At 58.0% G+C, this 26,116-nt stretch carries 26 protein-coding genes; 4 read left to right on the top strand and 22 right to left on the bottom strand.

What is annotated here, in order from left to right:
* Positions 1-5: 5 nt before the first annotated feature.
* From PKC29_08615 to PKC29_08660, 10 genes are all read right to left on the bottom strand, one after another.
* Positions 6-4,862 carry a PilC/PilY family type IV pilus protein gene (locus PKC29_08615; GenBank protein HML95474.1) on the bottom strand — a complete coding sequence of 1,619 codons (4,857 nt, stop codon included), beginning with the start codon at positions 4,860-4,862 and terminating at the stop codon, positions 6-8.
* Between the two features lie 47 nt (positions 4,863-4,909).
* Positions 4,910-5,533, bottom strand: coding sequence for a hypothetical protein (locus PKC29_08620; GenBank protein ID HML95475.1), 624 nt, complete (start codon positions 5,531-5,533; stop codon positions 4,910-4,912).
* A 62-nt stretch (positions 5,534-5,595) separates the two neighbouring features.
* Positions 5,596-6,840, bottom strand: a complete 1,245-nt coding sequence (locus PKC29_08625) for a prepilin-type N-terminal cleavage/methylation domain-containing protein (protein HML95476.1) — start codon at positions 6,838-6,840, stop codon at positions 5,596-5,598.
* 10 nt (positions 6,841-6,850) lie between these two features.
* On the bottom strand, positions 6,851-7,561 hold the full coding sequence (locus tag PKC29_08630; protein ID HML95477.1) for a prepilin-type N-terminal cleavage/methylation domain-containing protein: 711 nt from the start codon (positions 7,559-7,561) through the stop codon (positions 6,851-6,853).
* Between the two features lie 207 nt (positions 7,562-7,768).
* Complete coding sequence (gene metG, locus PKC29_08635; protein ID HML95478.1) at positions 7,769-9,304, bottom strand: methionine--tRNA ligase; 1,536 nt, start codon at positions 9,302-9,304, stop codon at positions 7,769-7,771.
* Entirely contained in the window at positions 9,305-10,360 is a 1,056-nt protein-coding gene (locus tag PKC29_08640) for a DNA polymerase III subunit (protein ID HML95479.1), read from the bottom strand.
* A 53-nt stretch (positions 10,361-10,413) separates the two neighbouring features.
* A complete protein-coding gene (tmk, locus tag PKC29_08645; GenBank protein HML95480.1) occupies positions 10,414-11,028 on the bottom strand; it encodes a dTMP kinase in 615 nt (204 codons plus the stop codon).
* A 132-nt stretch (positions 11,029-11,160) separates the two neighbouring features.
* Positions 11,161-11,889 (bottom strand): pseudouridine synthase, encoded by a 729-nt coding sequence (locus PKC29_08650; GenBank protein ID HML95481.1) that lies wholly within the window; start codon positions 11,887-11,889, stop codon positions 11,161-11,163.
* Positions 11,890-11,943: 54 nt separating this feature from the next.
* Positions 11,944-12,309 (bottom strand): hypothetical protein, encoded by a 366-nt coding sequence (locus PKC29_08655; protein HML95482.1) that lies wholly within the window; start codon positions 12,307-12,309, stop codon positions 11,944-11,946.
* Positions 12,310-12,343: 34 nt separating this feature from the next.
* Complete coding sequence (locus PKC29_08660; GenBank protein ID HML95483.1) at positions 12,344-13,150, bottom strand: hypothetical protein; 807 nt, start codon at positions 13,148-13,150, stop codon at positions 12,344-12,346.
* Positions 13,151-13,288: 138 nt separating this feature from the next.
* Here PKC29_08660 and PKC29_08665 point away from each other — a divergent pair, with 138 nt between their 5' ends.
* The 4 genes from PKC29_08665 to nuoD are packed head-to-tail and all read left to right on the top strand — an operon-like array spanning position 13,289 to position 15,871.
* Positions 13,289-13,645: an NADH-quinone oxidoreductase subunit A gene (locus PKC29_08665; protein ID HML95484.1), complete on the top strand. Its 357-nt coding sequence runs from the start codon at positions 13,289-13,291 to the stop codon at positions 13,643-13,645.
* The gene (locus tag PKC29_08670; protein HML95485.1) at positions 13,636-14,121 is read left to right on the top strand and encodes an NADH-quinone oxidoreductase subunit B family protein; all 486 of its coding nucleotides are present in this window, start codon (positions 13,636-13,638) and stop codon (positions 14,119-14,121) included. The genes PKC29_08665 and PKC29_08670 overlap by 10 nt, the downstream gene beginning before the upstream one ends.
* Positions 14,118-14,642 carry an NADH-quinone oxidoreductase subunit C gene (locus PKC29_08675; protein HML95486.1) on the top strand — a complete coding sequence of 175 codons (525 nt, stop codon included), beginning with the start codon at positions 14,118-14,120 and terminating at the stop codon, positions 14,640-14,642. Before PKC29_08670 ends, PKC29_08675 begins: the two co-directional genes overlap by 4 nt.
* Positions 14,642-15,871 (top strand): NADH dehydrogenase (quinone) subunit D, encoded by a 1,230-nt coding sequence (gene nuoD, locus PKC29_08680; GenBank protein ID HML95487.1) that lies wholly within the window; start codon positions 14,642-14,644, stop codon positions 15,869-15,871. The genes PKC29_08675 and nuoD overlap by 1 nt, the downstream gene beginning before the upstream one ends.
* Before the next feature lie 117 nt (positions 15,872-15,988).
* Here nuoD and PKC29_08685 read toward each other — a convergent pair whose 3' ends face one another.
* From PKC29_08685 to PKC29_08740, 12 genes are all read right to left on the bottom strand, one after another.
* Positions 15,989-16,315, bottom strand: coding sequence for a hypothetical protein (locus PKC29_08685; GenBank protein HML95488.1), 327 nt, complete (start codon positions 16,313-16,315; stop codon positions 15,989-15,991).
* Between the two features lie 40 nt (positions 16,316-16,355).
* The gene (lolA, locus tag PKC29_08690) at positions 16,356-17,033 is read right to left on the bottom strand and encodes an outer membrane lipoprotein chaperone LolA (protein HML95489.1); all 678 of its coding nucleotides are present in this window, start codon (positions 17,031-17,033) and stop codon (positions 16,356-16,358) included.
* Positions 17,030-19,324, bottom strand: a complete 2,295-nt coding sequence (locus PKC29_08695) for a DNA translocase FtsK 4TM domain-containing protein (protein ID HML95490.1) — start codon at positions 19,322-19,324, stop codon at positions 17,030-17,032. The genes lolA and PKC29_08695 overlap by 4 nt, the downstream gene beginning before the upstream one ends.
* A 184-nt stretch (positions 19,325-19,508) precedes the next feature.
* Positions 19,509-20,969, bottom strand: a complete 1,461-nt coding sequence (locus PKC29_08700; protein ID HML95491.1) for an NADH-quinone oxidoreductase subunit N — start codon at positions 20,967-20,969, stop codon at positions 19,509-19,511.
* Positions 20,970-21,355: 386 nt separating this feature from the next.
* Positions 21,356-21,772, bottom strand: a complete 417-nt coding sequence (locus PKC29_08705) for a M67 family metallopeptidase (protein HML95492.1) — start codon at positions 21,770-21,772, stop codon at positions 21,356-21,358.
* Entirely contained in the window at positions 21,763-22,710 is a 948-nt protein-coding gene (locus tag PKC29_08710; GenBank protein HML95493.1) for a cysteine synthase family protein, read from the bottom strand. The genes PKC29_08705 and PKC29_08710 overlap by 10 nt, the downstream gene beginning before the upstream one ends.
* On the bottom strand, positions 22,710-22,946 hold the full coding sequence (locus tag PKC29_08715; protein ID HML95494.1) for a sulfurtransferase TusA family protein: 237 nt from the start codon (positions 22,944-22,946) through the stop codon (positions 22,710-22,712). Before PKC29_08715 ends, PKC29_08710 begins: the two co-directional genes overlap by 1 nt.
* Positions 22,947-23,106: 160 nt before the next feature.
* Positions 23,107-23,253, bottom strand: coding sequence for a hypothetical protein (locus PKC29_08720; protein HML95495.1), 147 nt, complete (start codon positions 23,251-23,253; stop codon positions 23,107-23,109).
* Complete coding sequence (purQ, locus tag PKC29_08725) at positions 23,253-23,999, bottom strand: phosphoribosylformylglycinamidine synthase subunit PurQ (GenBank protein ID HML95496.1); 747 nt, start codon at positions 23,997-23,999, stop codon at positions 23,253-23,255. The genes PKC29_08720 and purQ overlap by 1 nt, the downstream gene beginning before the upstream one ends.
* Positions 23,992-24,252 carry a phosphoribosylformylglycinamidine synthase subunit PurS gene (gene purS / locus PKC29_08730; protein HML95497.1) on the bottom strand — a complete coding sequence of 87 codons (261 nt, stop codon included), beginning with the start codon at positions 24,250-24,252 and terminating at the stop codon, positions 23,992-23,994. The genes purQ and purS overlap by 8 nt, the downstream gene beginning before the upstream one ends.
* 25 nt (positions 24,253-24,277) lie before the next feature.
* Positions 24,278-25,126: a ParB/RepB/Spo0J family partition protein gene (locus PKC29_08735; protein HML95498.1), complete on the bottom strand. Its 849-nt coding sequence runs from the start codon at positions 25,124-25,126 to the stop codon at positions 24,278-24,280.
* Positions 25,104-25,910, bottom strand: coding sequence for an AAA family ATPase (locus tag PKC29_08740; GenBank protein ID HML95499.1), 807 nt, complete (start codon positions 25,908-25,910; stop codon positions 25,104-25,106). Before PKC29_08740 ends, PKC29_08735 begins: the two co-directional genes overlap by 23 nt.
* Positions 25,911-26,116: the final 206 nt, after the last annotated feature.

Genomic DNA, 26,116 nt, shown 5'->3' on the forward strand with positions numbered 1-26,116 from the left:
CCTGTCTAGAGAATCTCTTCCCAGAAAAGCGTCTGCGTTCGCGTGGGCAGCGGCGGGAGCTCCCATACGATAAACTGCGAGCCTCCCGCGACGGGGCCGCCGGTAAAGGCGACCGACATCAGCACCGAGCCCCTCGCCCCGAACGTCAACTGGGCCGGCGTGGGCATTCCCTCGGCCACGGTAACCCCGGCGGCGACGCTCTGCTGGGCGCTCGACCCTTTCAGTATATCACTTTCCTTAACGCCGGGTATGCGTGCGAGCGCGGCGGATCCCGTGATGAAATCGAGTGCGAATATTCTTCCGAATCCCGTTCCGCCGCTGCAGGGGTCTTCCGATTCTATCTCGGGGGCATAGGTCGTGAATATGAGCACCCTGTTTATGACCACCGGCACGCCGAAGCCCTTCTCCCCAAACTCTTCGTCCCCGAGGTTACTCGGGAAGATGACAAGAAACTCGCCCTGGTCCGATTGGAAGCTGTTGCCCGAGGACGATACGAACTGACCGTCCACGCCGGACTGCTCGCCCAGCTCTATCACCTGTCCCGCCGAGATGAAGTAAGACGCCGTTTTTATGGTCTGTCCCCCCGTCGCGGTTCCCCCCGCCAGGAACGCGGGGATGTAATCGTCTATGAAGTTGTAGAGCTTCCCGTACTTGAAGACGCTGCTCGGGTCTCTCCTGTCGCCCGTGACGAATATCACGTGACGCCTGCCGAGGTCGTCTAGGACTATCGTCGGCGCGAAATAAATCGGTTCGAGATTCTGGCTCGGAACGGCGGGACTGTTCCCCCCGTCGAAGCACTCGGCATCGGTATTCGCACAGAAGGCTATCTGCCCCGACCAGTCTTCGGCGACTATGGACATATTTCCCGAAGGGCCGCTTTCGGCTATGCTTCCGTTCACCTCTACGGGCATCGAAACGTCGAACCTCCACATGCGTCCGCACGTATCACCGAAATAGGCGAGGTCCGTATAGCCGTCCGAGTTTATATCCACCGACGCGACCCTGCTCGGAACATCACAGACCATATCGTCCAGGTTGGAAAGCGCCGAGCCGCCCGAGGGGATCGGATTCGTGGGATGGAACTTGAATATCTCCTTTCCGGTGCTTATATCGACCACGACGAAAGCGTTACCGAATTCGACGCCGTCGCTCGGGTCCGTATCCATGGGATCGAGCCCTCCCCCGACGAACATCACCCACCTGTCTACCAATGTCGAATCCTCGTCGTCCGTAACCTTGAGCCTTATCCTGCCCATCGACGGAGTAGACCACGTGTTGCCGAAGTCGCGGTCGAAGAGCGTCCACATGTGCTTCGGATACTCCAGCGTCTCTCCGCCGCTCTTTACGTGCTCGTCGAGAGAATCCGTGCCGCCGCAGTCCTCGCCGCAGGCCGGGTTCGTAACGTCGAGCGCAATGTAGGCTCCGCCGCCGTTTTGAGAGCCGGCAATGAGCACGGTATGCCACTCCCTCCCGCAGACGTCTATCTCCCCGTCGGCCGTCGAGACGGATTCTTCACACTCCTCGGGAGAATCTTCCGTCAGGGATATGCCGTTCGGAGAGCCGTCTATGAAGACGTCCCCGATGACCGGCGACCCGTCAGCGAAGGACCTCTGAGTGAAGTTATCGAGGACGAACGTTTTGAAATCCCCGGTCCTGTAATCGGGCGGAGAGGGGGAGCCGAACACCATCTCCGCGGGCGAGCTCGCATGGCTCGCCGGGGCCGCGAGGGAGTCCGCGAGGAACGTCGGCACGGTGACGCCGAAGAGCTCGTATCCCGTTCCCTCGTCAAAGAAGGGGAATATCTCTTCCTTCAGGGTGAAGGGGTTTGTCTTCTCGTCCGGTCCCGCGCCCTCTGCGTTAGGGTCCTTGAACTCACCGGCGTGGAAGGCGTGGACAAATCCGTCGTTCGCCCCCACGTACACCACTGCGGAGCGGTCCCTGAACTTGACGGCGAACTCCTGGTAACCCGCGTCGAAGAAAAGCGGCGACGGCGAGCCCACGACCACGGGGTTCGAATGGAATATGTCTCCGAGACGGACCGAGCACGTGGTCAGATCGCCTAAATTGCCGTCGTTGTTTCTGTCCTCCGGATCGGGGCAGTTATACCCCATTGACGTGAACGGGTCGGCGCCGTCCGTTTGGGAGGGCGACGGGCCGAGTGAAGGCTCGCCCATGGGATCCGATACCGTCCTGATATCGGTATTACCGACGAGGAAGCTTACAATCCTGTCCCTCATGCACTCCTTGACGCAGGTCCTGCAATCGTCGGTCGTAACGTCCGAGCAGTTGAATATTGCCGTAGAGCCCTGGCACTGCGTCGAGCTCCCGCCGGTCGGTACGCAGTATTCGGGTATAGGGTCAGTAACGTCCTCGTCGCCGATACCGAATTGACCGGGGTCGAGAGGGTCGTCCGGATCGTCGAAAGGCACCAGCGGCCCCTTGTAGAGGATCGAGTTCTGCGTGATGAGATAATCGCTTCCGCCGAAAGGCGGGTCGGCGACGCCGTCTTCCGGAATGAGATCGGGGGACCTCACTGTCAGTAGATTTCGGGGCGAATCGACGATATTCCGTTCGGTGAGCTTTTTACCGGCCTCCCAGAAAAACTGCTTCGCGTTATTGTTCAGCGTGCCGTCCTCGTCGAATACGGCAAGGCCGTTGACGACCGATTCGCTCTCCAGGTCGGACCCTGCCGGGGGCTTTCTGATAACTTCTTTACTGCCCGGATTCCCGGGAACGTCCACGAAGCCATATAAAGCAAGGCGTCCCTGCCAGAACCTTTCGGTGGTTATCGGCGTCAGGATCGACATGAATATCCTGTCCCTGAGCGCGACGGCCGTCGAGGACTGCGGGGCCGTCGGCGAAACGCCCGACGTGCTGTACACGTTTATAGTGCCGGCGATGTCCTTAAGGGCCTTACTCAGCTCCTCGGCGCTATCGACGAAGAAAGCGAAATTTTCGAGCCTGTTGGTCGCATCGAACGGCGCTCCCGTATCGAAGAAGGCGTTGTTGAAAATGCTTACGTTCTGAAACGAGCACTGACCGTTTTCCCTTCTTTCGCTGGACGTGTTCTTACATCCCTGGAGCTGGGCGAAATTGGGACTCGTATCGATATACTTCGCCTGCGCAAGGTCTCTATATATCTGAAAATCCTCCCCCTGCGGGAATATGTCCGGGTTGTTGATATTGACCGAGCTGACTATCTCCTTGCCGTCAGGCCCGGTGTGCTGAATGATTCCCTGTGTATGCGTGCCTCCGGCGAGGGCCATGGCGTTCAGGGTTCTCCTGGCCTCTGGGTTCTTTATGCCTATCCCGATAACGAAAACGAGCACCTCTTTCGGCTCCCCGCGTATGGGATCTCTGGCATAATGTGTTCTAAGATTGCTGACGGCCTGTATAGAGCTTCTCCTGTTCGCGTTGGTGGTGAGGCTGCCGGACGTCTGCCCGCTCCCGGACGGGCCGTTCGACTGCCCCGCGCATGTGTCCTCGCCGTCCGTGATCACTATAACGAACTGCGGTCTGCAGCTTATGGCCGGATCGGTTTCAAGCTCGTTTTTAAACGCGAAGATCGCGTCGTTGACTATCGTGTTGCCGCCCGACGTGTTCGACCCGCGGTTGTCGTCGAATCCGAGCACCCATGCGAGCGGAGTGCCGCCGTTCGCGCGCTCCTTTCTGAAAAAGTCCCACGTCTCCCTTATATTTTTTCCCGGCTCGGAGAACGGCTTGTCCAAGAGCCTGAAGGTGCCGGACGATGTGCAGGAGCTCCACCTGCCGACTCCCGAGTACTGAAGCGCGCGGAGCCTTACCCCCAGCTCCTCGGCGTCCTCTATGGTAAGCTCGTCTATGAGCTTCGTGTCGGGGCCGTCGGTTATAGGCAAGAGGCGCGGCGAGCCCGTGCTCTCCTCCCGTGCTATCCTCCTCACGTTCCTGAAGGGCGTATACATGTAGTCGCGGCAGGTAATCGAGCCGCTGACGCCGTTGAAGAGCATCGAGGGGTCGTCGCACATCTTGTCCGCGAGCGAACCGTCGGCGTCCAGAAAATCGAACAGCACACTGTGGAGCATGTCCACGCGGCTGCTTCCGAACTGCGGCGCCCCGGCGCAATCTTCCTCGCCGGAATTGGCGCAGTTCTGCGTTTGGTTTTTGGTGATGGCCTGTGCCGCCCGCATACAGTTTTTGAGGTTGTTGTATTCAGTCGAGGTATCGCACGCCCTGGTGTTACCGCTGCCGCTCGCATTGCAATACACGGAAGCGCACTGCGTAAATCCGGCCCACGCGTCCATCGCGGCGGCGGCCTCGGCGTACTCGTTCCCGCTGCAGTCGTTTATCGTTTCCGTAAGGTTTCCGTTGTTATTTCCGCAGAGCTGATCGTAAACCGTGCTTATCTGCGTATTCGTCAGTCCCGCCGGCCCGCCCCCGGGGGGGCTCTGTATACAGCTCACGAAGTCGAGCATTTCATTACGGTTCGAAACTATGCCGCTCCCGCCCGCGTTCCGCGAGCCGCATACCGACACACCGGCCACGTTTTCCATGCAGTGCGCGGCCAGCCTCCTGCCTTCGGTGCTCCCGGTCGAATAAATATCCTCGCAGTCGTCAATGACTCCGCCGTCCGTATCCTCGTCCCAGTTCCCGGCCTGCGTGCCGGCCCAGCCCCTCAGCATCGAGCCCGAGTAGTCCGTTATTACGAGCACGTTAGGCTCGCCGCCGACTATCTGGGATATGACGATGTTGAGGTCCTCGATCTCGTTCTTCTTTACCGGCTCACCCCGCGCCCCGGTAACCAGGAGCAGGAGTAAAACGAGGCTGAGCGCCTTTACCCTGTGCATCATGAGTGCGGGTTTTATATTGCGTATCCATTTCAGCATAATCAGCAGTGCTCCTTGCGGCTGTCGATCATATCGGCCTCGGGCCGTCATTGCGAATACATCTGGTTTGCGTTTCCCGGTATGAATGTCTCGAATCCGACCGCAACTTCCGTCCCCGTATTAACGGAAAGGTTCTCATCGTCAGGGTCCTTGTCCATTTTGTCCTTGCCGGTGACGAGGAACGTCACGGGGACGAGCCCCGCCCCGCCCGAAGCGCTCGTGGACATGCTCGTATTCTTGAGCGGCCTTTGAATCGTCTTAGTGATCGGCGGGATTTCTATCAGCAGTCCGTTGTCCTGGCTCCCGTCGAGCACGCGCGGACCGGACCGGCACCTCGCGCACGAGAGCGGATTTTCCTCCGTTCCGCAGTCCCCGATCTCCTCGTTCAGGTAAAGAAGATCGGTGGCGCTCCCGTCACCGAGGCTGACCGTATCCTTGTTCTGAAGAAGGAAGTAAAGCACCTCTATGCCCACGACCTCGAACCTGTTTCTCCCGAGCTGTATGCATCTTTCGGCCGCGAGAAAGGCCTCCTGCCCGCGCTTGTAGTTCGACATGGCCTGGTAATCGTTATTGGAGTTGAAGGAAACCGTAGTCGCTATCACGGACATAACGAGCAGCATAATCAGCGCGAGTATGAGCGCTATCCCTCCTTCGTTTTTTATGGAAGGCATATCATTCTGCTGTGAAAAAATTCTTTTTCCCGGTCTTATCGTCTGGCTCATTCGATTTCCCCTTATCCGAATTCCTCTCTGGCGTGGTTCCTCATGTATATGGTCGTCGAGAGGATGCGGTACGTGAACCCCTCTTCGGGCTCGTTGGTAACCCCCGAAGGGGATTCGACGGTCCTTTCCAAAACGTCGCCTATAGCGGGGATTGCTTGCTCGACTTCCCCGCCCTGCATCGTGCGCGGCTTCGCCTTCGATTTAACGACGAGGTAAATCTCGACGGAGCGTATATCCTGCTCCCTTCCGAGAAGCGTCGAATCCTCAAAATCGGAGAACGTTCCGTCGAGCTCGGAACGGGGCATTCCTACTTTCGTCATGCCGCCGTTTGCGTCCTGAAGATTGAAGACGAGCTGAAAATCCGCTATGCCCGGGGCGTCCGGGCCTCCGGCAATCGGCCGGGCCTCGCCGCCGTTCTGTTCCAGGAGAAGAGCCTTGTTTTCCAGATCTACGCTCAGGGTTTTTTCGCCGACGAGTGTAACCTCCGAGGGCATGGAGGCGAAGGTTTGAAGGAAACCGTAGTTTATGCCGTTTACAGTAATGCCGTTTACGAAATCAGACATGCCGCTGAACGTCTGTACCGGAAGATTGTGGGTTATTATGTTGTCGACGGAGTCTATCGTCGCCGTCTTCGCGGCCCCGTCCACCTCGGCCCTCATTATAACGGAGCACTCGGTGCATCTCGAAGGATCGAGATTGCAGTTTACGGTGTCGTCGGGGCTGCAAAGCGCTGTCCGCGAGCGGAATCCGAGAAGAACCTCGGCATCCTCTTCGGTCTCGCCTATGAGGGTGCTCCCGCCGCCGGGAAACCACTCGCTCGGCAGAAGAAGAACGAGCGGTTCGTTCTGCATGACCTGTATCAACCCCGGCACCGAAGGCAGATTGCCGCCGTCCTGACCGCGCGTAATGTCCCACGTGTATATAGTGACGCAGTCAGGGGGCGAATCCGCCGAGCCCGCATCCGACGTGTTTTCGGTGCAGGGATCGTCTACACCGCTCCCGCCGTTAAAAAATCTTATGGCGAAGGTCTTTCCCTGCCTCGCCCCGGCGTTCCTGATTTCCGACGCCAGAAAATCCAGAGCCGATCTCGCCGTCTGGTCCACGTCGACGGCCTCCTTGGTCGCTCTGAACTGCTTTTGCTGCTGGTTAAGTGCGACAGTCATGCCAGTTATTATCAAAGCGAGGATAGAGACCGAGATCATGAGCTCGATCATCGTAAAGCCTCTATCGCTGCTCTTTTTTCGAGGTGTCGTCATATTTGTTTCCTCATGGAACGTGCGGGACGTTCACGTTGCTCCAGGCCGGTATGAACTGGCTCCAATCCTCCCTGTGGGCGCTGAAAACGAGGTTTTGCGTCGCGAGCGTATCTTTTATGGAGAGGCTTTGAAAGCCCGTGTCGGCGAACTGGCTTTTGGTCTTGACGGCGTAGGTCACCGTGAGCGTCGTAATCGGCGGCTGCCGTGTGTTGTCCGTAACGGAGCCCACCCTCTTCACAACTATCATGGATTCGCTGTCCGCGGCGGCGGTGCAGATCGGAGCCTCCCGCGAGAAGCTCACTTCGCCGGGATCGAAGCTGTACGGATCGACGACGGCACAGGAGGTTATGGTAGGCGCGGCCGGGTTGGGGGTCACTTCCGCGAGCGGGTCGCACGGACACATATCGCACATTCTGTCGGGATTACCCGACATGCAGTACTGGAGATGGGGCTCGGACGAGCTCCCGGCGTTCAGACGCCCCGCCTGCGCCTCGACGAACGCTATGGAGTTAAGAATATGAGCCCTCTTGACCTCTTCCATGTCGCGGTCGGCTATGAACTGTATAACGTTGGTAGCGACGGTCCCCTGCTCGGCCCTCTGCTTTTGCCTGAGGGAAAGGTACTGCATCTGCGCCATGGCCAGAAAACCGAGCGCCATTATGGATATGGCGATTATTATTTCGGTGAACGTGAAGCCGCGCTGATTCCGTAATAAGGACATAGCTCTACCTTTTGAATAATAAGGCAATTATGATGCCACCACTATCATATACGCAACCGATTCTAATTATAGATTTTTTTTCGAAAAAGAGACAGAAATCGCCGCCCCGAAACGCAAAATTTGCCCGAATTGCGCAAATTCTTGCATAAGGGCTTATCCGCCCGGCAAAGAAAGCGGGATTCACACGTACCGAAAAGCGAGCGAAGGTCAGGACTTTTCTTCGTACCTCGGGAAGAGGCCTGCCCCTTTTTCCACCTTTAGTCCCGGCTCGACCATGCCCCACGAGCGGGCGGCTTCGAGGCTCGGCTTCATCCCGCCGAGTCCCAGGCGCTTCAGTATCTCGCCCGACGTCCGCGGCATGAACGGATGGACGAATATGGAGACGACCGCAATAGACTGGGCCACGGTCCAGAGAACCGTGTCGAGCCTTTCGCCCTTCCCTTCCTTGGCTAATGTCCACGGAGCCTCGTCGTCGACGTATCTGTTGACGAGGGCTATGTAATCCCATACGGCCGAAAGGGCCTTGTGGAACGCTATCTCGTCCATGGCCCTTTCGACCTGCTCCGAAAGCTCGATAGCCCCTTTCTTTATATCGTCGTCGGCCGGGGACGGCTCCCCCGGGGCGGGGACGCTTCCGCCCCTGTACCTCTCTATCATGCCGAGGGTCCTGCTTACGAGGTTCCCGAGGCCGTTCGCGAGCTCGCCGTTCACCCTCGATATTATGGCGCTCTTCGAAAAGTCGCCGTCCTGGCCGAAGGGGATTTCACGGAGGAGAAAGTACCTGAACACGTCCGAGCCGAATTCCTCGGCGACCTGGTACGGGTCGACGACGTTTCCGACGGACTTCGACATCTTCTCGCCCTCGACGGTCCACCACCCGTGGGCGAACACGGTTCTCGGGAGAGGGAGCCCGGCCGACATCAGGAACGCCGGCCAGTATACGGCGTGGAAGCGGAGTATGTCCTTTCCGACGAGGTGCACGTCCGCCGGCCATATGCGGGCGAACCTCTCCGGGTCGTCCGGGAACCCCGCCGCCGTAAGATAGTTCGTAAGTGCGTCGAACCACACGTATATGACATGCCTCGGGTTTCCGGGGACGGGTATCCCCCAATTGAAGGTAGTACGGCTGATGCTGAGGTCTTTCAGGCCGCCCTCGACGAACCTCGCGACCTCGTTCATGCGGTAGGACGGCTGGACGAACTCCGGGTGCTTTTTGTAATAATCGAGGAGCGCGCCCCCGTACTTCGAGAGCCTGAAGAAGTAGCTCTCCTCCTTCACCTTTTCGACGTGCGGCCTCTTGTCCTCGGGGAGGCTCATTATCTCCTCGTACTGGAGATCGGTTATGTACGCCTCGTTCCGGACGTCGTACCATCCCTCGTACTCGCCGAGGTAAATGTCCCCGGCCGCCTCTATCCTCTCGAATATCTCGACTACAGCCTTTTCGTGCCTCTTTTCGGTCGTCCGTATGAAATCGTTATTCGTTATGTCGAGCGCGGGGGTCAGGTTCTCGAATCTCTTTACGACGCGGTCGGCGAGCTGTATAGGCGTCTCGCCGCGCGACTCGGCCGTCCTCTCTATCTTCTGCCCGTGCTCGTCCGTCCCCGTGAGGAAAAAGACGTCCTCGCCCTTGAGCCTCTTCCACCGGGCAATGGCGTCGGCCGCGATCGTCGTATAGGCGTGGCCGATGTGGGGCACGTCGTTCACGTAATATATAGGCGTCGTGACGTAAAAGGTTTTGGCCATCTAGGCTCTGTCTCCGATGTTCGCGTGGCGCCGGTCCGGATTCCCCGAAGGAGCGGGACCTCCACCCTGTCTTCGCGCAAGTTTTATAAACAGGTTTTCGAGCGCGAGCCTCGTATTGGCGTTCGCACGGACTATATCATACCAAGTTTTTTCCACTTGTCTCTGCTTCTCCATGAGCGAGGGCACGTCCATGCCCTCGGCGAGGGCAGCGAGCTCGTCCTTCATGTCGATGTTACACACATCGTCGTAGCCTATCTTAAGAAGCGCGATATCCCGGAGCCAGAGGGAGACGAACCTGAAAGCGAGGTCGAGCTTCGCCGGGTCTTCCGATGCGCTTTCGGACAGCTCTTCGGCGAGCGAGGTGATGCCCGTGGCCGAGCCCGCGCTCATGCCGCCGAGGGCGGAGAGAAGCTCCCTCCTCCATTCCATCGTTTCGGCGTCCAGCCTGAGCGCCGCGCCGAGGCTGCCCGAGGAAACGCGGGCGTAGAGCCCGGCCTCGTCCGGCGTCAGCCCTGCCTTCTCCGCGAGCGCGCCCGCTATATAGCGCTCGGGCAGGGCGCCGAAGTTAAGCGGCTGGCACCGGGAGCGTATCGTCGGCAGGAGAGCTCCCGGCCGCGACGTGACGAGAATGATGATCGACGCGGGCGGCGGCTCTTCGAGGGTCTTGAGGAAGGCGTTCTGCGCGCTGTTGTTGAGCTTTTCGGCCTCGTCCACTATGACGACCTTGAACCTCCCTTCGAAGGGTTTTAAGTACAGCTTCTCCTCGATCTCGTCCCGCACCTGGTCGACTTTGATATTCCTTACGCCCGCGAACTCGACCATGGCGACGTCCGGGTGTATGCCCTTTTCGACCTTCCTGCACGAGCCGCAGCCGCATTCGGCCGAGCCGGCTCCGCCGGACGTGCAGTTGACTATCCCGGCGAATTCGATCGCGACGAGCTTCTTCCCGACGCCGTCCGGCCCCGAGAACAGATAGGCGTGCGAGACCACGTTCTCGGCGGCCGCGCGCCGCAGTATCTCTCTCTGGAATTCGTGCCCTGCTATGTTAGTCGTCATGAATAGAATGCTTCCGGGAAATCTGCCGGATAAAAGAAAATATCATAAAGCGGTCAGGAGATTAAGCGGAGAAGGACGGCAGACTTTATTTCCTCGTGTATGGACGCTGCGTCCCGGGCGGCGTTTATCTTGATAATCCTGTCCGGGTCGCGGCGCGAAAGGAGGAGGTATCCCTGCCTTATGAGCTCGTGAAACTCGACCGGCTCTTCGTCCATCTTCGTCGTGTCTCCCCTTCCCCTCAGCCTCGAAAGCCCCTCCCTCACGGGCAGATTGAGGAGGAACGTCATGTCGGGCGTCGTGTCCCCGGCCGAGGCCTTCGCGGTCTTCGTGACGAACCTCATGTCGAGCTTTCGGCCGTAGCCCTGATAGACTATCGTCGAGTCGTAAAACCTGTCGCATATGACTATCTCGCCGTTCCTGAGCCTGGGCTCGATGTAATCCTTTACGTGCTGGGCGCGGTCGGCGCAAAAGAGGAAGAGCTCGGCGAGCGGGTCGAGCTCGAGGTCCCTGTCCTCTAGAATAATCGTGCGTATCAGGTGGCCGAGCTGCCCCCATCCGGGCTCGCGGGTCAGTGAGGCCTTGTACCCCTTTTCCTTGAGCGCGTCCCTCAGCATCTCCGCCTGCGTGCTCTTGCCGCTCCCTTCTATACCTTCGAATGTTATAAGCATGTGTTCTCGATTTCCTCTCGGATGGATGAGTCGTTTACAAGTCAGACTATGGGCATATCGGGTTCCGGCGGATACAGGCGCGTCCGCACTTTCAGAGAATGTACCATAATATAGATGAAAGATAAAAGAGGCTCATTTCTTCCTGCCGGCAGCTTCCATGAGCGCCCTTAACTCGCGCTCGCGCATGTTCCTCCACTTCCCCAGCTGAAGCCCCCCCAGCTCGACGGGGCCGACCGCTATACGCTTCAAGCGCCAGATTCTGTGGCCGAAGGCCTCGAAGAATCTTTTCACGAGGTGGTTCCTGCCCTCGTGAAAGGCAATCTCGAACGTGGTAAAGCCCTTTTTTCTCTCGATAATCTTCACGGAATCGGGCTTCGCGGGCCCGTCTTCGAGCTCGGCTCCGTGCATCATGGACCGGGCGACACTTTCAGGGGCGTCCCCGCGGACGACAGCCCTGTAGACCTTCAGAAGCTCGTACCTCGGGTGGAGGATCCTGTTCGCGAGCTCGCCGTCGTTCGTAAGGATTATAAGCCCCTCGACGTCGTAATCGAGCCTGCCCACGGGATAGACCCTCTCGGGCACGTCGCTTATCAGCTCGTCTATGGTCTTTTTATCGTCCTGCCCCTCGCCTATGGCGGTAACGTATAGCCTCGGCTTGTTGAGGACTAGGTACCTGTGCGTTTCCGGGGTTACGGTGAGTCCGCCTACCTCGACCCTGTCCCTCTCGGGGTCTATCGTCCGGCCGAGCTCCTTCTCGACGACGCCGTTAACCTTCACCCCGCCCGACGCTATGAGCTCGTCCGCCTTCCGCCGGGACGCGACCCCGCACATCGAAAGGTACTTGTTGAGCCTTAGCTTCAAAGAACATCTCCGGGGCCGGCGTCGGCAAGAGACGCGGCGGGCGTTTCCGCCCCGTCACTTCGCATATATCGCCTCGCCCCTGGCCCAGTACTGCCCTTCCCTGCCCCTGAACGCGAACTTCACGTAGTCCCCGCTCTTGTCCATCATGTATACCTTCTCGTTCCCCGTGAGCTGTATGCAGCCCTCCCCTTCGATGATGCTCCGCGCGAGGGCGTCGCTTCCGCCCTCGACGAACTCGTAGTACTTCTGGATCGCCCTTTTGTCCGTGCACGCCGGATAACCGCTTTCGGTAAAGCACTCCTTATCCATGAGCTTGCATGGAGTATTGTCGGACATGGCGGCCCCTGCGTAAAGATAGACCAGCCCTAACAGCACGAGGAAAACCGAAACCCGTAAAGCGCCTGAAGACGAACCTGACATTTCATTTCTCCAACATGTGTGGTGCGGCCGGTTTTTACTGAATGGCCATGTTCTGCTTTTTGTAGTCCGATGGTGGCACGAACTCCGAGGCATCGACTGTCGTCTTCTTCGAAGAAGAGAACGTCGATACGGATTCCTTCTCGCCGTCGTCGAAGTCGATGGTCTCGACGGGGAAGCCGTTTAGCTCCCTTAACCGGGAAAAAACGTTCTCCTCGAACTCGACCTGCGAGCCCACTGGGTTTCCGGGTATGGAGAACGATTTCATCATACTCTCCATGGAATCGGCCATCTGCATCATAAGGCTCATCATCTCCTGCCCGCCTTCTATGTTGCCCCACTGGGTGACGCAGTATTCCCTCACCTTCTCGGCACCTTTTAAAACGTCGTACTTTTCGCAGGCAACGCCGTTCACCTCCCCCTTGCCCGTTTTCTTGAGTACAGGCTCGACGTAGTCGCCGCCGCCCATGCCCATCATCTGCTTCATCTGCTCCCTCTGTTCCGGCGGGAGGTTCTGGAGCTGCGCCTCCATCTGCTTCATTGCCTCGCCGAGCTTGGCCGAAAGCGCCGACATCGTGGCCTCGTCCAGGACTACGAACGTCTTGTCGTCGTGGTCGATCATTATCATTTCCTTGCTCGCGCCCCTGTAGATCATAGAGCCGTCGAGCCTGCCGCCGTCCTCGTACATGTCCATCCTGAGGTCGCTGCCCTTGACCTTGCCCTTTATCTGCCCCGTGGATTCGGGGTTAAGCTCCTTCTGCTCGATCTCGAAAACGACGTCGGCGTACGCCGAGGCCGTGAATAATAGTGCAACCGCGAAAGATGAAATCAGTCTCCTCATCATGGTCCCTCCAGCCATTTTTTGCCTTCTATTCTAACACAGAATGCCCCGAATTCACCGGACGCTTGCAATTCCCGGCGGAGCTTCTACGCACGGCGTCCGGATTCTTGACAATTCCCCGTTACCACTTAATCTAATTCTGTGCTTAACGATTACGTTCCCGTTTTATTAATTCTCATACTCGCTATAGTACTCGCCGCCGCAATGCTGGGGCTGTCGGCCATGCTCGGCCCGAAGCGCAGCTCGAAGAGAAAGCTCGCCCCGTACGAGTCCGGGATTCCGCCCACGGGCGACACGCGCGGGAAGTTCTCGATCAAGTACTATCTCGTGGGGGCCCTGTTCATACTGTTCGACATAGAGGCCGTGTTCCTCTTCGCATGGGCGGTGGTGTACAAGGACCTCGGCATGCTCGCATTTATAGAAATACTGGTTTTCCTCCTCGTCGTTCTCGGAGGATACTTTTACATCGTTAAGAAGGGAGCCCTCGAATGGGAGTAAACGCAGACCCCGCTCTCGGCGGAGAGGGGTTTCTTACGACGACGATAGAGGCCTTCGCCAACTGGGGAAGGAAGAACAGCCTGTGGCCGATGCCGTTCGGAACGGCGTGCTGCGCGATAGAGATGATGGCCGTTTTCGCTTCGAGGTTCGACCTCTCCCGCTTCGGGGCCGAGGTCGCGAGATTCTCGCCGAGGCAGGCCGACCTCATGCTCGTATCGGGCACCATAACGTATAAGATGGCCTCCGTCTGCAGGCGCATATACGACCAGATGCCCGAGCCCAAGTGGGTGATCGCAATGGGGTCGTGCACGTGCGGCGGTGGGCCGTTCGACAGCTACGCGGTCGTCCAGGGCATCGACGAGTTCCTGCCTGTGGACGTTTACATAGGCGGGTGCCCCCCGAGGCCCGAGGCCGTCATCGACGCCGTAATGAAGATACAGAAAAAGATCGAGCTCGAAGGGGCCCCTATTCTATGAGCCTCGACATCGACTCCATAATATCCGCGCTCAACAACGAATTCCCCGGAAGCGTAACCGAAAAGCTCGAATGGAGGGGCGAGACCTCGCTCGTCGTGGACAAGGGCCGCATAAAGGCTATCTGTGCACGGCTTAAGGAATCGCACGGATTCGCGTTCCTGGCCGACCTCACGGCTGTGGATTATCTAAGGGTCAGGAGCCCGCGCTACGAGGTCGTCTACCACGTGCACAGGTTCGGCGAGGAGTACGACGAGAACGTGAGAATAAGGCTCAAGGCCGGGGTCGAAGACGCGGACTCGCCCGAGATAGATTCGGTCGTGCCCGTCTGGGGAGGGGCCGACTGGCTCGAAAGAGAGGTTTACGACATGTTCGGCATCGTGTTCAACGGCCATCCGGACTTAAGACGCATACTCATGCCGGAGGATTACGAGCCCTTCCCGCTCAGAAAGGATTTCGACGTCAGGGACAGGGAGGCCTCGAAGAGGTCTTTCCGGAGGGCGCTCGAAGAGGGTAACGACTGATGGAAAGGGTCGAATTCGTAACCGACGAATCGGTGGTAGACCCGATTACGGGGCTCAAATCCGAGACCATGATGCTCAACATGGGCCCTCAGCACCCCGCCACGCACGGAGTGCTAAGGGTAGTGCTGCACCTGGACGGCGAGGTCATAGTAAAGGCCGTCCCGCACATAGGCTATCTCCACAGGGGGATAGAAAAGCTCTGCGAGCACATAACCTACCAGCAGTGCCTGCCGTATACGGACAGGATGGACTACCTGGCCTCCATATGCAACAACATAGGGTTCGTCCTCGCCGTGGAAAAACTCCTCGGCGTACAGGACGCCATACCCGAAAGGGCGAAAACAGCCGAGGTGATACTGTTCGAGCTCGGGCGTATAGAATCGCACCTGGTCGGCATAGGCACCAACGCGCTCGATCTGGGCGCGATGAGCGCATTCCTCTACTGCTTTAAGGAAAGGGAGAGGATATACGAGATACTCGAAACGGTATGCGGGGCGAGGCTGACGACTTCCTACCCCAGGGTGGGCGGGCTTCCGCTCGACCTGCCGGACGATTTCGAGGAGAAGGTAAGGAATTTTCTTAAGGTGTTCCCGAAAACGCTCGCCGAGGTGGACAAGCTCCTCACCAGGAACAAAATATGGATCGAGAGGACGAAGGGCGTCGCCTACATCAGCCCCGGCGACGCCATAGACCTCGGGCTCACCGGCCCTGCCCTCCGCGGGAGCGGCGTGCCCTACGACATCAGGAAAGCCACCCCCTATCTCGGATACGAAAACTACGATTTCGACGTCCCCGTCGCAACGGAAGGCGACGCCTACTCGCGCTATCTCTGCAGGTTCGAGGAAATGAACCAGAGCCTCCGCATAATAACGCAGGCAATCGACAACCTTCCCGACGGCCCCTACGCAGCCGACCTTCCGGACGTCGTTCTTCCGGAAAAGAAGCTCACCTATACGAAGATGGAATCCCTCATCAGGCACTTCGTCCTCGTATACGAAGGCTTCAAGCCCGAGCCGGGCGAGGTGCAGCACGCCGTCGAAAACCCGAAGGGCGAGCTCTCGTACTACCTTATAAGCGACGGCTCCGGAAAGCCCTACAGGATGAGGGTCAGGGGACCGTCCTTCGTCAACATGCAGGCCCTGTCGAATATGGTCGAGGGGAGCCTCATCGCCGACGTCATAGCCGCCATCGGGAGCCTCGACATCGTCCTCGGCGAGATAGACCGCTAAGCCTGTATTTCCCGCACAATCTCAGGATTCCAGCAAGAAGCCTTCGAGACACGTCCTGACGCAGCCATGTCCGAACGCGCCCCTACTCGCATATCGGGAATTTTGTCGAGCGAAAGATCAGAGGGACGACCAGCACTTGGTCGCGAGCGGGTTATAGTCGCCGTTGTGGACGTGGACACAGAGGCTCTGCCCGAGGTTCGTCTGGGCGAGGATAATCACCTGCTCTGCGATGGACCTGGCTTCGGCGGCGTCTACCCCGTCCGCGTATACCCACAGGTCGAGCGGCGACTGCCACGACGCCTGTATGACGTTGGGGAGCGACTTGACCTCGGCGGCGAAGCTTTCCTGCGCCTGGTTTACGGTGTAGGCGCGGGAGACTGCGGGCATAGCAAGGCAGAAGAAGAACGCCGTCAGAAGGAATCGATTAAGAATGCGGAGCCTCATCGCTCACCCTCCCTGTGCTCGCCCCGTTACCGGCCCACCGTCATTGACCCATAGAGGGGGGCTTTATGACCTCTACCCCGTCCGGCACGTTGAAGACGAAGAGCGAATCGGGAACGCCCTTGTCCACGGAAATATCCGTCAGGTTCACCGTCGTCAGGTTGCCGTAAGGATCGTAAAGGTACATCGTATTTACGAGCATCGTGTTTTTATCCACGGCGATCGTGACCTTATTATAACCCTCTTCCTCGGTTTTCGGCTTGAGGTCGAGTAAATAGCTCCCGGCTTCGGCGGAGCCGTTCTGGGCGAAGCTGACGTCGAAAAGCTCCTTTATCTTGCCAAGCCCCGAAAGTAGAGTCGAAGTGGTTTCGGTGTCCGACACTCTGCTCAGCGGGGACTCGATGACCTGCTTCTCCTCCTGGCTGTAGTACCAGAGTGTATTGCCGTCGGACACGATCTCGTCCTTTGCCGGGGTGTGGTAGTTCCACCTCATCTTGCCCGGTTTCTTGAACCACACCTCTCCCTCGGCCTTCTGCACCTTGTTAAGGGCCTTCACCTCGGCCTCCTGCGAGAAGTCCGCGTGAAAGTCGCTTATCTGCTCGTACTTTTTCTGCACCTTGTCCACGACGGAATCGAGCCCGTCGTCGGCAGGGGCCGCCTGCGGCGCGGAAAGAAGGAACGCCGCGGCGAGTATGAATATAACCGGTTTTATTTTTTTCAATTCGTATGCCTCTCGTCAAGCTGACTTGGATCTATATAAACCTCTCTCGGCTTGCCGGCGACCTCCTGCGGGCCGACGACGCCTTCCTTCTCCATTATCTCCACTATACGCGCCGCCCTGTTGTATCCGATTTTGAGCTTCCGCTGGAGCATGGATATCGATGCCTGCCCTGTTTCGGCGATCGTGCGAAGTGCCTGGTAGTAAAGCTCGTCCTTCTCGGCGTCGAGCTCGTCCGAATCCTCGCGGGCCTCGATGAACGTAATCTCCTCGTTGTAAACCGGCGCGCCCTGGGATTTGACGTGCTCCGTTATCGCTTCCCTCTCCTCGTCGGATATAAGAGCCCCCTGTATACGGAGGAGCTTCGAGGTGCCGGGCTCCAGGAACAGCATGTCGCCCTTCCCGAGGAGCCTTTCCGCCCCGCCGGCGTCGAGAATTATTCTCGAATCTATCTTCGACGACACCAGGAACGATATCCTCGCCGGGAAGTTTGCCTTTATAAGGCCGGCCACGATGTCGGCAGAGGGACGCTGCGTCGCGACGATAAGGTGTATGCCCGCGGCGCGCGCCTTCTGCGAGAGCCGCGTTATCGACTCCTTTATCTCGCTCGGGGCTATCATCATGAGGTCGGCGAGCTCGTCGAGGACGATGACGATATACGGGAGGAGCTTCTCCCACTTGTCCTCGGTCTGGAGTTTTTCTACGTTCCTGTTGTGGGTTTCTATGTCGCGGACGCCTTCCTCGGATAAAATCCTGTACCTCTTTTCCATCTCCTCGACGGCCCACTTGAGCGCGGCCGCCGCCCTCTTCGGCTCCGTCACGACAGGGTGGAGGAGGTGCGGGATGTCTTCGTAGACGGAGAGCTCCAGCATCTTCGGGTCGATCATTATGAACTTGAGCTCGTAGGGGCTCGCCTTGTAGAGCATGCTTGTTATTACCGCGTTTAGGAGGACGCTCTTACCCGAGCCCGTCGTGCCGGCTATCATGAGGTGCGGCGCGCGCCTGAGGTCCATGTAAAACGGCAGTCCCGAGATATCCTTTCCGAGTGCGAGCGTCAGCATGGACTTACGCCTCGAGAATTCGGAATCTTCCAGGAGCTCCCTCAGGACGACCGTCTCCCTCGTCGCGTTCGGAACCTCTATGCCTATGACGTCCTTCCCCGGTATCGGGGCGATGATTCGTATGCTGAGCGCCGAAAGGCCCATGGCGAGGTCTCCTTCGAGGGCCGCTATCCTGTTTATCTTTATGCCCGGCGCGGGCTTGTACTCGAACATCGTTATCACGGGGCCGGGCCGTATCTCGGTCACCTTGCCTGAAACGGAAAAATCGCGGAGCTTCTCTTCTATGAGCCTCGCCTTCTCGTATACGGCGTCCCTGTCGAGGACTACCCCCGAATCTACCTTGGAGTCGAGAAGGTCCAGCGGGGGGAGCTTGTAGTCCTTGTGTATGACTTCTTTCTTGGGCATGAAGTCTTCGAGCTCCTTGGGTTTCGGGTGCTCGAACACTATCTCGGGCACTTCCTCGATCCCGGCGTAGGCTTCGTCCTCGTCCCCTACGTAATCGTCGAAGAAACCGGGGGATTCGGCGGACTTGTGCTTGCCGTTAAGCCGTACGGAGCCGTTCGCCTTCTTCTGGACGGTCATGGAAGCCTGCCTGGGCCTCGGCCGCGCGAGGGATTCCCTGAGCTCGGACAGCGATTCCCCGAGCTTGTACAGGAGGTATCTCGTTCCGGCGTATGTCATACCTGCGACGTACATGGATGCATCTCTTACTGCGCCTATTATGTCGGACAGTCCTATGCCCGATATTATTATTAAACTCACGATAAGGAATAGGGTTACAATCAGGTACGAGCCCACGTTCCCGGCGACGCCGTTACGGAGCAAATCGGCAAGCGCGAATCCCGCAAATCCCCCCGCCGGCGCGAAGCCCAAAAGGGCCTCCTCCCCGTACAAAAGACCGAGGAGCGCCATCACCGCGAGCAGCAGCAGGAACGCCGAGATCGTTTTCCTGTAGAGGTTCCCCCCCAGGCTGTTCCTGAAGACGATGATGGACGTGTAGAACAGCACCAGCGGGAACGCGAAGGCGCATACGCCGAACGCCTTACCGAGAAAACCCGATATGTAGAGCCCGACCGCGCCCATGGCCCCCCTGACGTCGGTGCCGGTCTCGGCGCTGTAGAAGACGAGGCTCAGGGCCGAGAAAAGTCCGATTGCGAAGAGTAGCGCCGCTACGATTTCGCGCGCCACGAAGTCCGGCGCGTCCTGGCGGGTGTTTATTTTCTTTCTAGCCATCGATTCTTAAAGCTAATTATACAATATACGGGATAAGTTATCAAAATTGTTGATTTTAAATATTACACGAGATATCCGGCGCAAAAAAGAGGGCAAGCGGCTCAAAAACCGGGACGAGCGAATCGCCCCAGCGTCGCCGGAATTGTGCGAAATATCGTGTTTTCAGAGATGCTTAGGAACGATTTCAACCGCCGCCAAAGGCGACCAGCACGGAGCCGGCGGCCTTTATGGCGAGGTCCCACGAGTCCAGCGGGAAGATGCCGAGGAGGAGCGTTCCCGCCGCCAGCACCACGAGCGCTATCGAAGACGCCAATTTAAACGACGGGAAGGAAACGGTCTCTTCCTTCATGTACGCGTAAACCAGAACCTTCAGGTAATAGTAAGCGGAGACGACGCTGCTCAGTATGCCTATTACCGCGAGCCAGTAGAACCCGGCCTCGACGGCAGACAGAAAAACGCGGTACTTGGCGAAAAAGCCGAGCGTCGGCGGTATGCCCGCGAGCGAAAACATGAAGACCCCGAGCGCGAGCGCAACGAACGGCCTCCGGCTCCAGAGCCCGGCTATGTCCTCGAACGTCTCGCAGTCCTTTCCGTCGCGGGAAAGGTATGAAAGTACGCCGAACGCGCCGAGGTTCATGAACGTATAGGCGAACAGGTAATATATGACGCTCCCCAGGCCGAGCTCGCGTCCGCCGTATGCCGCCACGACGCCGACGAGGACGTACCCCGCGTGTGCTATGCTCGAATACGCCAGCATGCGCTTTATGCTTTTCTGCGTGATGGCCGCGATGTTGCCGACTATCATCGTGAACACCGCCACTATCCAGAGTACGGGCATGATGCTTACCTGCATCTGGTAGAGGCTCTCGAATATGACGCGGAGTAGTATCGCGAACGCAGCGGCCTTCACCCCGACGGACATAAAAGCCGTCGCCGTCATGGGCGCGCCTTCGTATACGTCCGGCACCCACTGGTGGAGCGGAAAAGCCCCTATCTTGAATATGAATCCGACCAGGACGAGCGCGCTTCCGGCTACGAAGAGAGGGTTGCCCGCATCGTATTTCGAGAGTATTTCCGAGAAGTAAATCGAGCCCGAAGCGCCGTAAAGAAGCGCTATCCCGTAAAGGAGTATCGCCGACGAGAAGCCGCCTAAAATGAGGTACTTTATTCCCGCCTCCGTCGAACGGGCGGACTCGCGCTGAAACGCGGACAAGACGTAAACCGATATCGACATTATCTCGAAGCCGAGGAAAAGCGACATGAATTCGCGCGCCGAGGCGAGGATCATCATGCCCGACGTCGAAAGGACTATGAGGGCGTAAAACTCAGTCGTATAATGGCTGGCATGCGAGGACAGGTAGTCCTTCGAAAATATAACGGCGACAAAGGCGCCAAGAAGGAATATTACGTTGAAATAGGCCGCGAACTGGTCCAGTGAAAGAGCCCCCGAAAAGGCCGTTTCGTCTATGCCGAAGCGCTTCAGATTAAGCGCGAAGGCGACGGCGAGTCCGATGAGGGCGAGCCAGAAGAGGTTCTTTTTCGCCCCGCCCTTGAGCACGGGATCGATCACAATCAGCAAGACACCCGTCAGTATCAGTGAAACTTCGGGCCCCAGAAGTAGAGTGCTCTTAAAAACCTCGCTCAAATTCATCGAGTGATTCTCCGCCGATACCGAATGTTTACAGGTGACTGCGAGCTGGACATGAAAACGAGTTTAGTATGTGGGAGGTCCGGGGGGTTGTCAAGCCGCCGTCCGGCGCACCACGCGCGCCGGATATCGAAGTAGCCGCCTCTTGCCATTACCACCCTGCCGTGCCTCCACCCCTGTCATTCCCAACGGTTCTGAGCGCGCGCAAGAACCGGTCGCCGCCACCTCACAGCGCAAGCGCTCATCCGGTACCGCTCGCAACTTACCTTCTTTAGCATCAAGCTTGTATCGGGAATCCAGCCTTTGTCTTTCATCCTTTTATCCCCTTTAGAAAAAAGGGGGAACGAGTGGGGATTTATAAATTCAGTATTCCGTACTAGTTATCAGTCCTCGAAAACCTCTATCGGCGCTTCGTTGAATTTGGAATCGAAGTCTTCGAGTATCCAGGCGCGGGCGTCGTTGTATTTGCCCCCGTTTATGGAGAAAATGAGATAAACCCATTCCGGCCAGGCGTTCACCCTGTCCGTCTCCGACGCTATGGAGGGATGGTCGGGGTGGGAATGATAGACGCCGAGGATTTCGAGCCCCTCTTTCCGGGCCCACTCGTCGGCCTCCTTGAACGATACAGGGTCGAGCTCGTACCTGTCGTGGGCCCTTTCGGTGTTGAGGTTACGGCACTCGCGGAAGTTCGTTATGCGCCCGTCGCCGCCCAGGAGGACGCCGCAGATTTCGTGCGGGAACCCCGCCTCCGCGTGCTTTATCATGCCGTCGTATGCCGACCTCTTGATCTTTACCACCATATGCCTCCGCTCAGATATCGATATCCACCGTCGGGGAAGAGAGTGACGAGGACGCCTTCCTTAAGCTTCTTCGCGTATTCGAGCGTCGCGTATGCGACAGCGCCGCCCGAGTGCCCGACGAAAATCCCTTCCTTTTTAAGCAGGGCCTTCATGACGTCGTACGCGTCTTCGGTGTGTACCCTTATAAGCTCGTCGGGGAAGGCCGCGTCGTATATGCCCGGGACTATGGACGATGGCATGTGCTTCATGCCTTCGAGGCCGTGGAGAGCCTCCGCCGGCTCCACCGCTATGCCCCTTATTTCGGGATTGAGCTCTTTTAATTTTTTCGTCGTGCCCATGAACGTGCCGCTCGTGCCGAGCCCGGCGATGAAGTGAGTAACCTTGCCGCGGGTCTGCTCCCATATTTCGACGGCCGTGGAGTCGGCGTGCGACTGGGGATTCATGGGGTTATTGTACTGGTCGGGCATGAAGTACTTCTCCGGCTCCTCGGCCTTAAGCTTCCTCGCGAGCCTTATCGCGCCGTCCGAGCCTTCCAGAGGGTCCGAATATATTATCTCGGAGCCGAACGCCCTGAGCGTATTTTTTCTTTCGATGTTGATGTTCGCGGGAATAACGAGCTCCACTTTGTAACCCAGCGCCGCGCCTATCATGGCGTAGGCTATCGCCGTGTTGCCGGACGAAGAATCCATGAGGACCTTGTCGCGTGTGAGCTCGCCCCTGTCTATGCCGTCGAGCACCATCCAGAGCGCAGGCCTGTCCTTCACCGACCCCCCGGGATTGAACCACTCGGCCTTGGCGTAAACCTCCACCCCCGGACCCAGTCCGGCCGTGACGTGGGTGAGCTTTATGAGAGGCGTATTTCCGACGAGTTCGATTACCGATTGAGCCTGCTTTAATCTTGTGTCGAGAACGTCTCTTCGCGCTTGAACAAAATTCATCAACGACGCTCGATGAGGAGTTTGAAGAAGCTGCCCTCCTGGCTCACGGCCAGGATCTTGTGGCCCTCGGCCTTGATGCTCTTGGGGACGTTCACGAGCGGCTCCCCGTCACGGAGAAGCACCTCCAGGACCTGGCCCGACGTCATGGTTTCGAGCTTCAGCTTCGTCTTCACGTATGTCATGGGACATATCTCTTTCGTAATGTCTATCTGGTTATCCGCTTTATGAGTTTCCATCTTCCGTAAGTTCCCTGCTACCCCTTACAAACATTTGATATTTGATATGTTGAAGGTTACCACACGTCCTTTTCCTCTACAACATGGGGAATGCATTCCGCAGGCAGGCGCGTCCCGCGGCGTGAACACTGGACTAGTGAAAAACACTTGAGAAACGCGGCTATTTATCCTCGGGAGTTATGTCTATGACGGGGCTTTTGAATTCCTTTTTCCCGTCGGGGGGAGAGACCTTCTTTCTCGATACGGACATCTTACCCAGCCAGAAAGCCAGCATTATTATGAGCGCGAGGAGTATGAGCTTCGTCATCAGGCGTCCGCCTTCATCGCGGGGATTTCTGCCCTCTCGCGCCTGTCGTGCCGCGAGCCGAGCCACGTGAGGACGGATTCGAATATAAGCCTCCCGTCCTCCCCGCCGAGCATCTCCTCGGCGCATCGCTCGGGGTGCGGCATAAGCCCGAGCACGTTGCCCCCTTCGTTGCATATGCCGGCTATGTTGTCGATAGAGCCGTTGGGGTTGGCTTCGGGCGCCGCCTCGCCCCCGGGCGTCACGTACCTGAAGACTATCCTCGATCCGTCCTTCAGCTCCTTGAGCCCGGCCTCGGTAGTGAAGTAGTTCCCCTCGCCGTGGGCCACCGGGATCCTGAGCACGTCGCCGACTTCGAGATTACACGTAAACGGCGTGTCGTTCCTCTCGACCCTTATATCCACCCACTTGCATACGAACCTGAGCGACGAGTTCCGTATGAGCGCCCCGGGGAGGAGCCCCGCCTCGACGAGTATCTGAAAGCCGTTGCATATGCCTATGACCGGCCCGCCCTTCGAGGCGAAGCCGGCGACGGCCTTCATCACGGGCGATAGGCTCGCTATGGCCCCCGTCCTGAGGTAATCACCGTACGAGAATCCCCCCGGCACGATAACGGCGTCGAACCTCGAAAGGTCGTCCTCTTGGTGCCACACGAACTCGCACCCTTCGCCGAGAACGTGCTTTACGGCGTGGTAGCAGTCGTGGTCGCAATTGGACCCGGGGAATACTATGACGGCGAACCTATACATTCTTTTCTTCCACCTTGACGTCGAAGTTCTCTATAACGGGGTTCGACAGCAGCTTCCGGCACATTTCGGTCACACGCTCTTCCACGTTTCCCGAGTCGCCGTCCTTTATCGTGAGCTCGATGAGCTTCCCGATGCGGGCGTCCTCTACCTCGCTGAACCCGAGGTTACGAAGCGCCGACAGGACGGACTTCCCCTGCGGGTCGAGGACGACGGGCTTTAACTTCACTTCCACCTTAACTTTATATTCTTTCATGAATTCCGGCTCTCTTTTCGATCCTTTATTTATTCTCCAGGAGGAGCGCGGCGAGCCTTTCGAGCTCGTCCGTGGAGTAGTAATCTATCTCGATTCTGCCCCTGCCGTTATTATATACGATTCTCACCTTGGTGCTGAGGGCGCGCTTGAACTCGTCGGCCAGGCTGCGGATAAAGGGGTCTTCCTCCTTCGCTTCCTCCGCCTTCGCCGCATTCTTCGCCGCCCCCGACATCTTCTTCACGAGAGCTTCCGTATTCCTTACTGAAAGCTTCTGCTTTCGTACCGCGTCGAGCGCCGCTTTCATGTCCGAAGCCGACTCCAGCGACAGGAGCGCGCGGGCGTGCCCGGCCGATATTTCACCCTCGACCAGGGCTTTCTGCGCCTCTTCGGGGAGCCTGAGGAGCCTGAGCTGGTTCGTGACGGTGGATCTGTCCTTCCCGATGCGTGCCGCTACGTCCTCGTGCGTAAGGCCGAAATCCTCTATGAGCTGACGGTAACCCGTGGCCTCTTCTATGGGGTTTAAGTCCCGGCGCTGGAGGTTCTCGATGAGAGCGAGCTCTAGCGCTTCGCTGTCCGTCGCCTCCTTTATTATTATGGGGACCTTGTTGACGCCGGCCTTCTGCGCGGCGCGCCACCTCCGCTCGCCGGCTATGATCTCGTAGCCCTGGCCCGAGCGCCTGACGATGAGCGGCTGGAGAACGCCCTTTTCCTTTATGGAAATCGAGAGCTCCGAGATCGCTTCGTCGTCGAATTCCTTTCTCGGCTGGCGGAGGTTAGGGCGGACGTCGTGTATCGATGCAAGGATGAAACCCGCCGATGCGGTTTCCTTGGGTATGAGCGCGTCGAGCCCCCTACCCAGTGTGGCTTTCTTCAATATTTCCCCCTCCGTTTCGTGCTATTACTTCCCGTGCGAGCGACACGTAGCTCTCGGCCCCGGTGGATTTTATGTCGTAAAGGATAATGGGCTTTCCGTGGCTCGGGGATTCGGCGAGCCTTACGTTTCTGAAGATTACGGATTCGAATACCTCTTCGTTGAAATACGCCCTGAGCTCGTTGGCGACGACGTGGCATATCCTGTTCCGTGAATCGAACATCGTAAGGAGATAACCTTCTACCTTGAGCTCCGGGTTCAGCCTCTGCCTTATAAGCGATATCGTCCTCTGGAGCTGCCCGAGCCCTTCCATGGCGTAGTATTCGCACTGTACGGGGATGAGGACCGAGTCCGCCGCCGTGAGCGCATTTACCGTGAGTATGCTGAGCGAAGGCGGGCAGTCTATCAGTATGAAGTCGTATTCGTGGACGACTTTTTCGATCGCCTGCTTAAGCCTCCATTCGCGGTCTTCCAGGTGAAGCAGCTCGACCTCCGCCCCTGTAAGCTCGGGCGTCGCCGGGACTACGGAGAGGAATCCGCCCAGGGCCTCGGGCTCGACGTCTATCTTGATGTCGGCTATCTCCGCCTCGCCGATGAGGGCGTCGTATATGCTCCTTCGGACCTCTTCCTTGTCCACCCCTACCCCGCTCGTGGCGTTCGCCTGCGGGTCGAAATCTATGAACATGGTCCTCTTCTGGGCGGCCGCCAGGGACGCCGCGAGGTTTATGGCCGTAGTCGTTTTACCGACGCCGCCCTTCTGATTTGCGATACATATGACCTTTGCCATATTCCGCCCGAATGCAACTGAATCTACCCGGCTGTGGGTCTTCCCGCTCCGATGTATCGGCTGTGGATAGCAATGCGATGTATAACCCCGAACCCGTGGATATTACCATATTATCTTTTAACACCCCTCCCCGCAAGACTCGCGGCAAACGAAGAACACGGCTTTTCCGGGCGCCCTGGCTTTTCCCCGTAAATCCCCCGAGTTTC

This window comes from Thermodesulfobacteriota bacterium, from assembly GCA_035325995.1.
GTDB lineage: Bacteria > Desulfobacterota_D > UBA1144 > Nemesobacterales > UBA2774 > JADLGH01.

What these genes read in the sequence shown, in the direction of transcription:
- PKC29_08685 (HML95488.1), bottom strand. Translation starts at nt 16,315, where the DNA reads ATGAGGCTCCGCATTCTTAATCGATTCCTTCTGACGGCGTTCTTCTTC.
- PKC29_08640 (HML95479.1), bottom strand. Translation starts at nt 10,360, where the DNA reads ATGACGACTAACATAGCAGGGCACGAATTCCAGAGAGAGATACTGCGG.
- PKC29_08670 (HML95485.1), top strand. Translation starts at nt 13,636, where the DNA reads ATGGGAGTAAACGCAGACCCCGCTCTCGGCGGAGAGGGGTTTCTTACG.
- purS (HML95497.1), bottom strand. Translation starts at nt 24,252, where the DNA reads ATGAAAGAATATAAAGTTAAGGTGGAAGTGAAGTTAAAGCCCGTCGTC.
- PKC29_08655 (HML95482.1), bottom strand. Translation starts at nt 12,309, where the DNA reads ATGTCAGGTTCGTCTTCAGGCGCTTTACGGGTTTCGGTTTTCCTCGTG.
- PKC29_08620 (HML95475.1), bottom strand. Translation starts at nt 5,533, where the DNA reads ATGCCTTCCATAAAAAACGAAGGAGGGATAGCGCTCATACTCGCGCTG.
- purQ (HML95496.1), bottom strand. Translation starts at nt 23,999, where the DNA reads ATGTATAGGTTCGCCGTCATAGTATTCCCCGGGTCCAATTGCGACCAC.
- PKC29_08710 (HML95493.1), bottom strand. Translation starts at nt 22,710, where the DNA reads ATGAATTTTGTTCAAGCGCGAAGAGACGTTCTCGACACAAGATTAAAG.
- PKC29_08720 (HML95495.1), bottom strand. Translation starts at nt 23,253, where the DNA reads ATGACGAAGCTCATACTCCTCGCGCTCATAATAATGCTGGCTTTCTGG.
- metG (HML95478.1), bottom strand. Translation starts at nt 9,304, where the DNA reads ATGGCCAAAACCTTTTACGTCACGACGCCTATATATTACGTGAACGAC.
- PKC29_08675 (HML95486.1), top strand. Translation starts at nt 14,118, where the DNA reads ATGAGCCTCGACATCGACTCCATAATATCCGCGCTCAACAACGAATTC.
- PKC29_08630 (HML95477.1), bottom strand. Translation starts at nt 7,561, where the DNA reads ATGTCCTTATTACGGAATCAGCGCGGCTTCACGTTCACCGAAATAATA.
- PKC29_08740 (HML95499.1), bottom strand. Translation starts at nt 25,910, where the DNA reads ATGGCAAAGGTCATATGTATCGCAAATCAGAAGGGCGGCGTCGGTAAA.
- PKC29_08715 (HML95494.1), bottom strand. Translation starts at nt 22,946, where the DNA reads ATGGAAACTCATAAAGCGGATAACCAGATAGACATTACGAAAGAGATA.
- PKC29_08705 (HML95492.1), bottom strand. Translation starts at nt 21,772, where the DNA reads ATGGTGGTAAAGATCAAGAGGTCGGCATACGACGGCATGATAAAGCAC.
- nuoD (HML95487.1), top strand. Translation starts at nt 14,642, where the DNA reads ATGGAAAGGGTCGAATTCGTAACCGACGAATCGGTGGTAGACCCGATT.
- PKC29_08660 (HML95483.1), bottom strand. Translation starts at nt 13,150, where the DNA reads ATGATGAGGAGACTGATTTCATCTTTCGCGGTTGCACTATTATTCACG.
- PKC29_08695 (HML95490.1), bottom strand. Translation starts at nt 19,324, where the DNA reads ATGGCTAGAAAGAAAATAAACACCCGCCAGGACGCGCCGGACTTCGTG.
- PKC29_08615 (HML95474.1), bottom strand. Translation starts at nt 4,862, where the DNA reads ATGCTGAAATGGATACGCAATATAAAACCCGCACTCATGATGCACAGG.
- PKC29_08625 (HML95476.1), bottom strand. Translation starts at nt 6,840, where the DNA reads ATGACGACACCTCGAAAAAAGAGCAGCGATAGAGGCTTTACGATGATC.
- tmk (HML95480.1), bottom strand. Translation starts at nt 11,028, where the DNA reads ATGCTTATAACATTCGAAGGTATAGAAGGGAGCGGCAAGAGCACGCAG.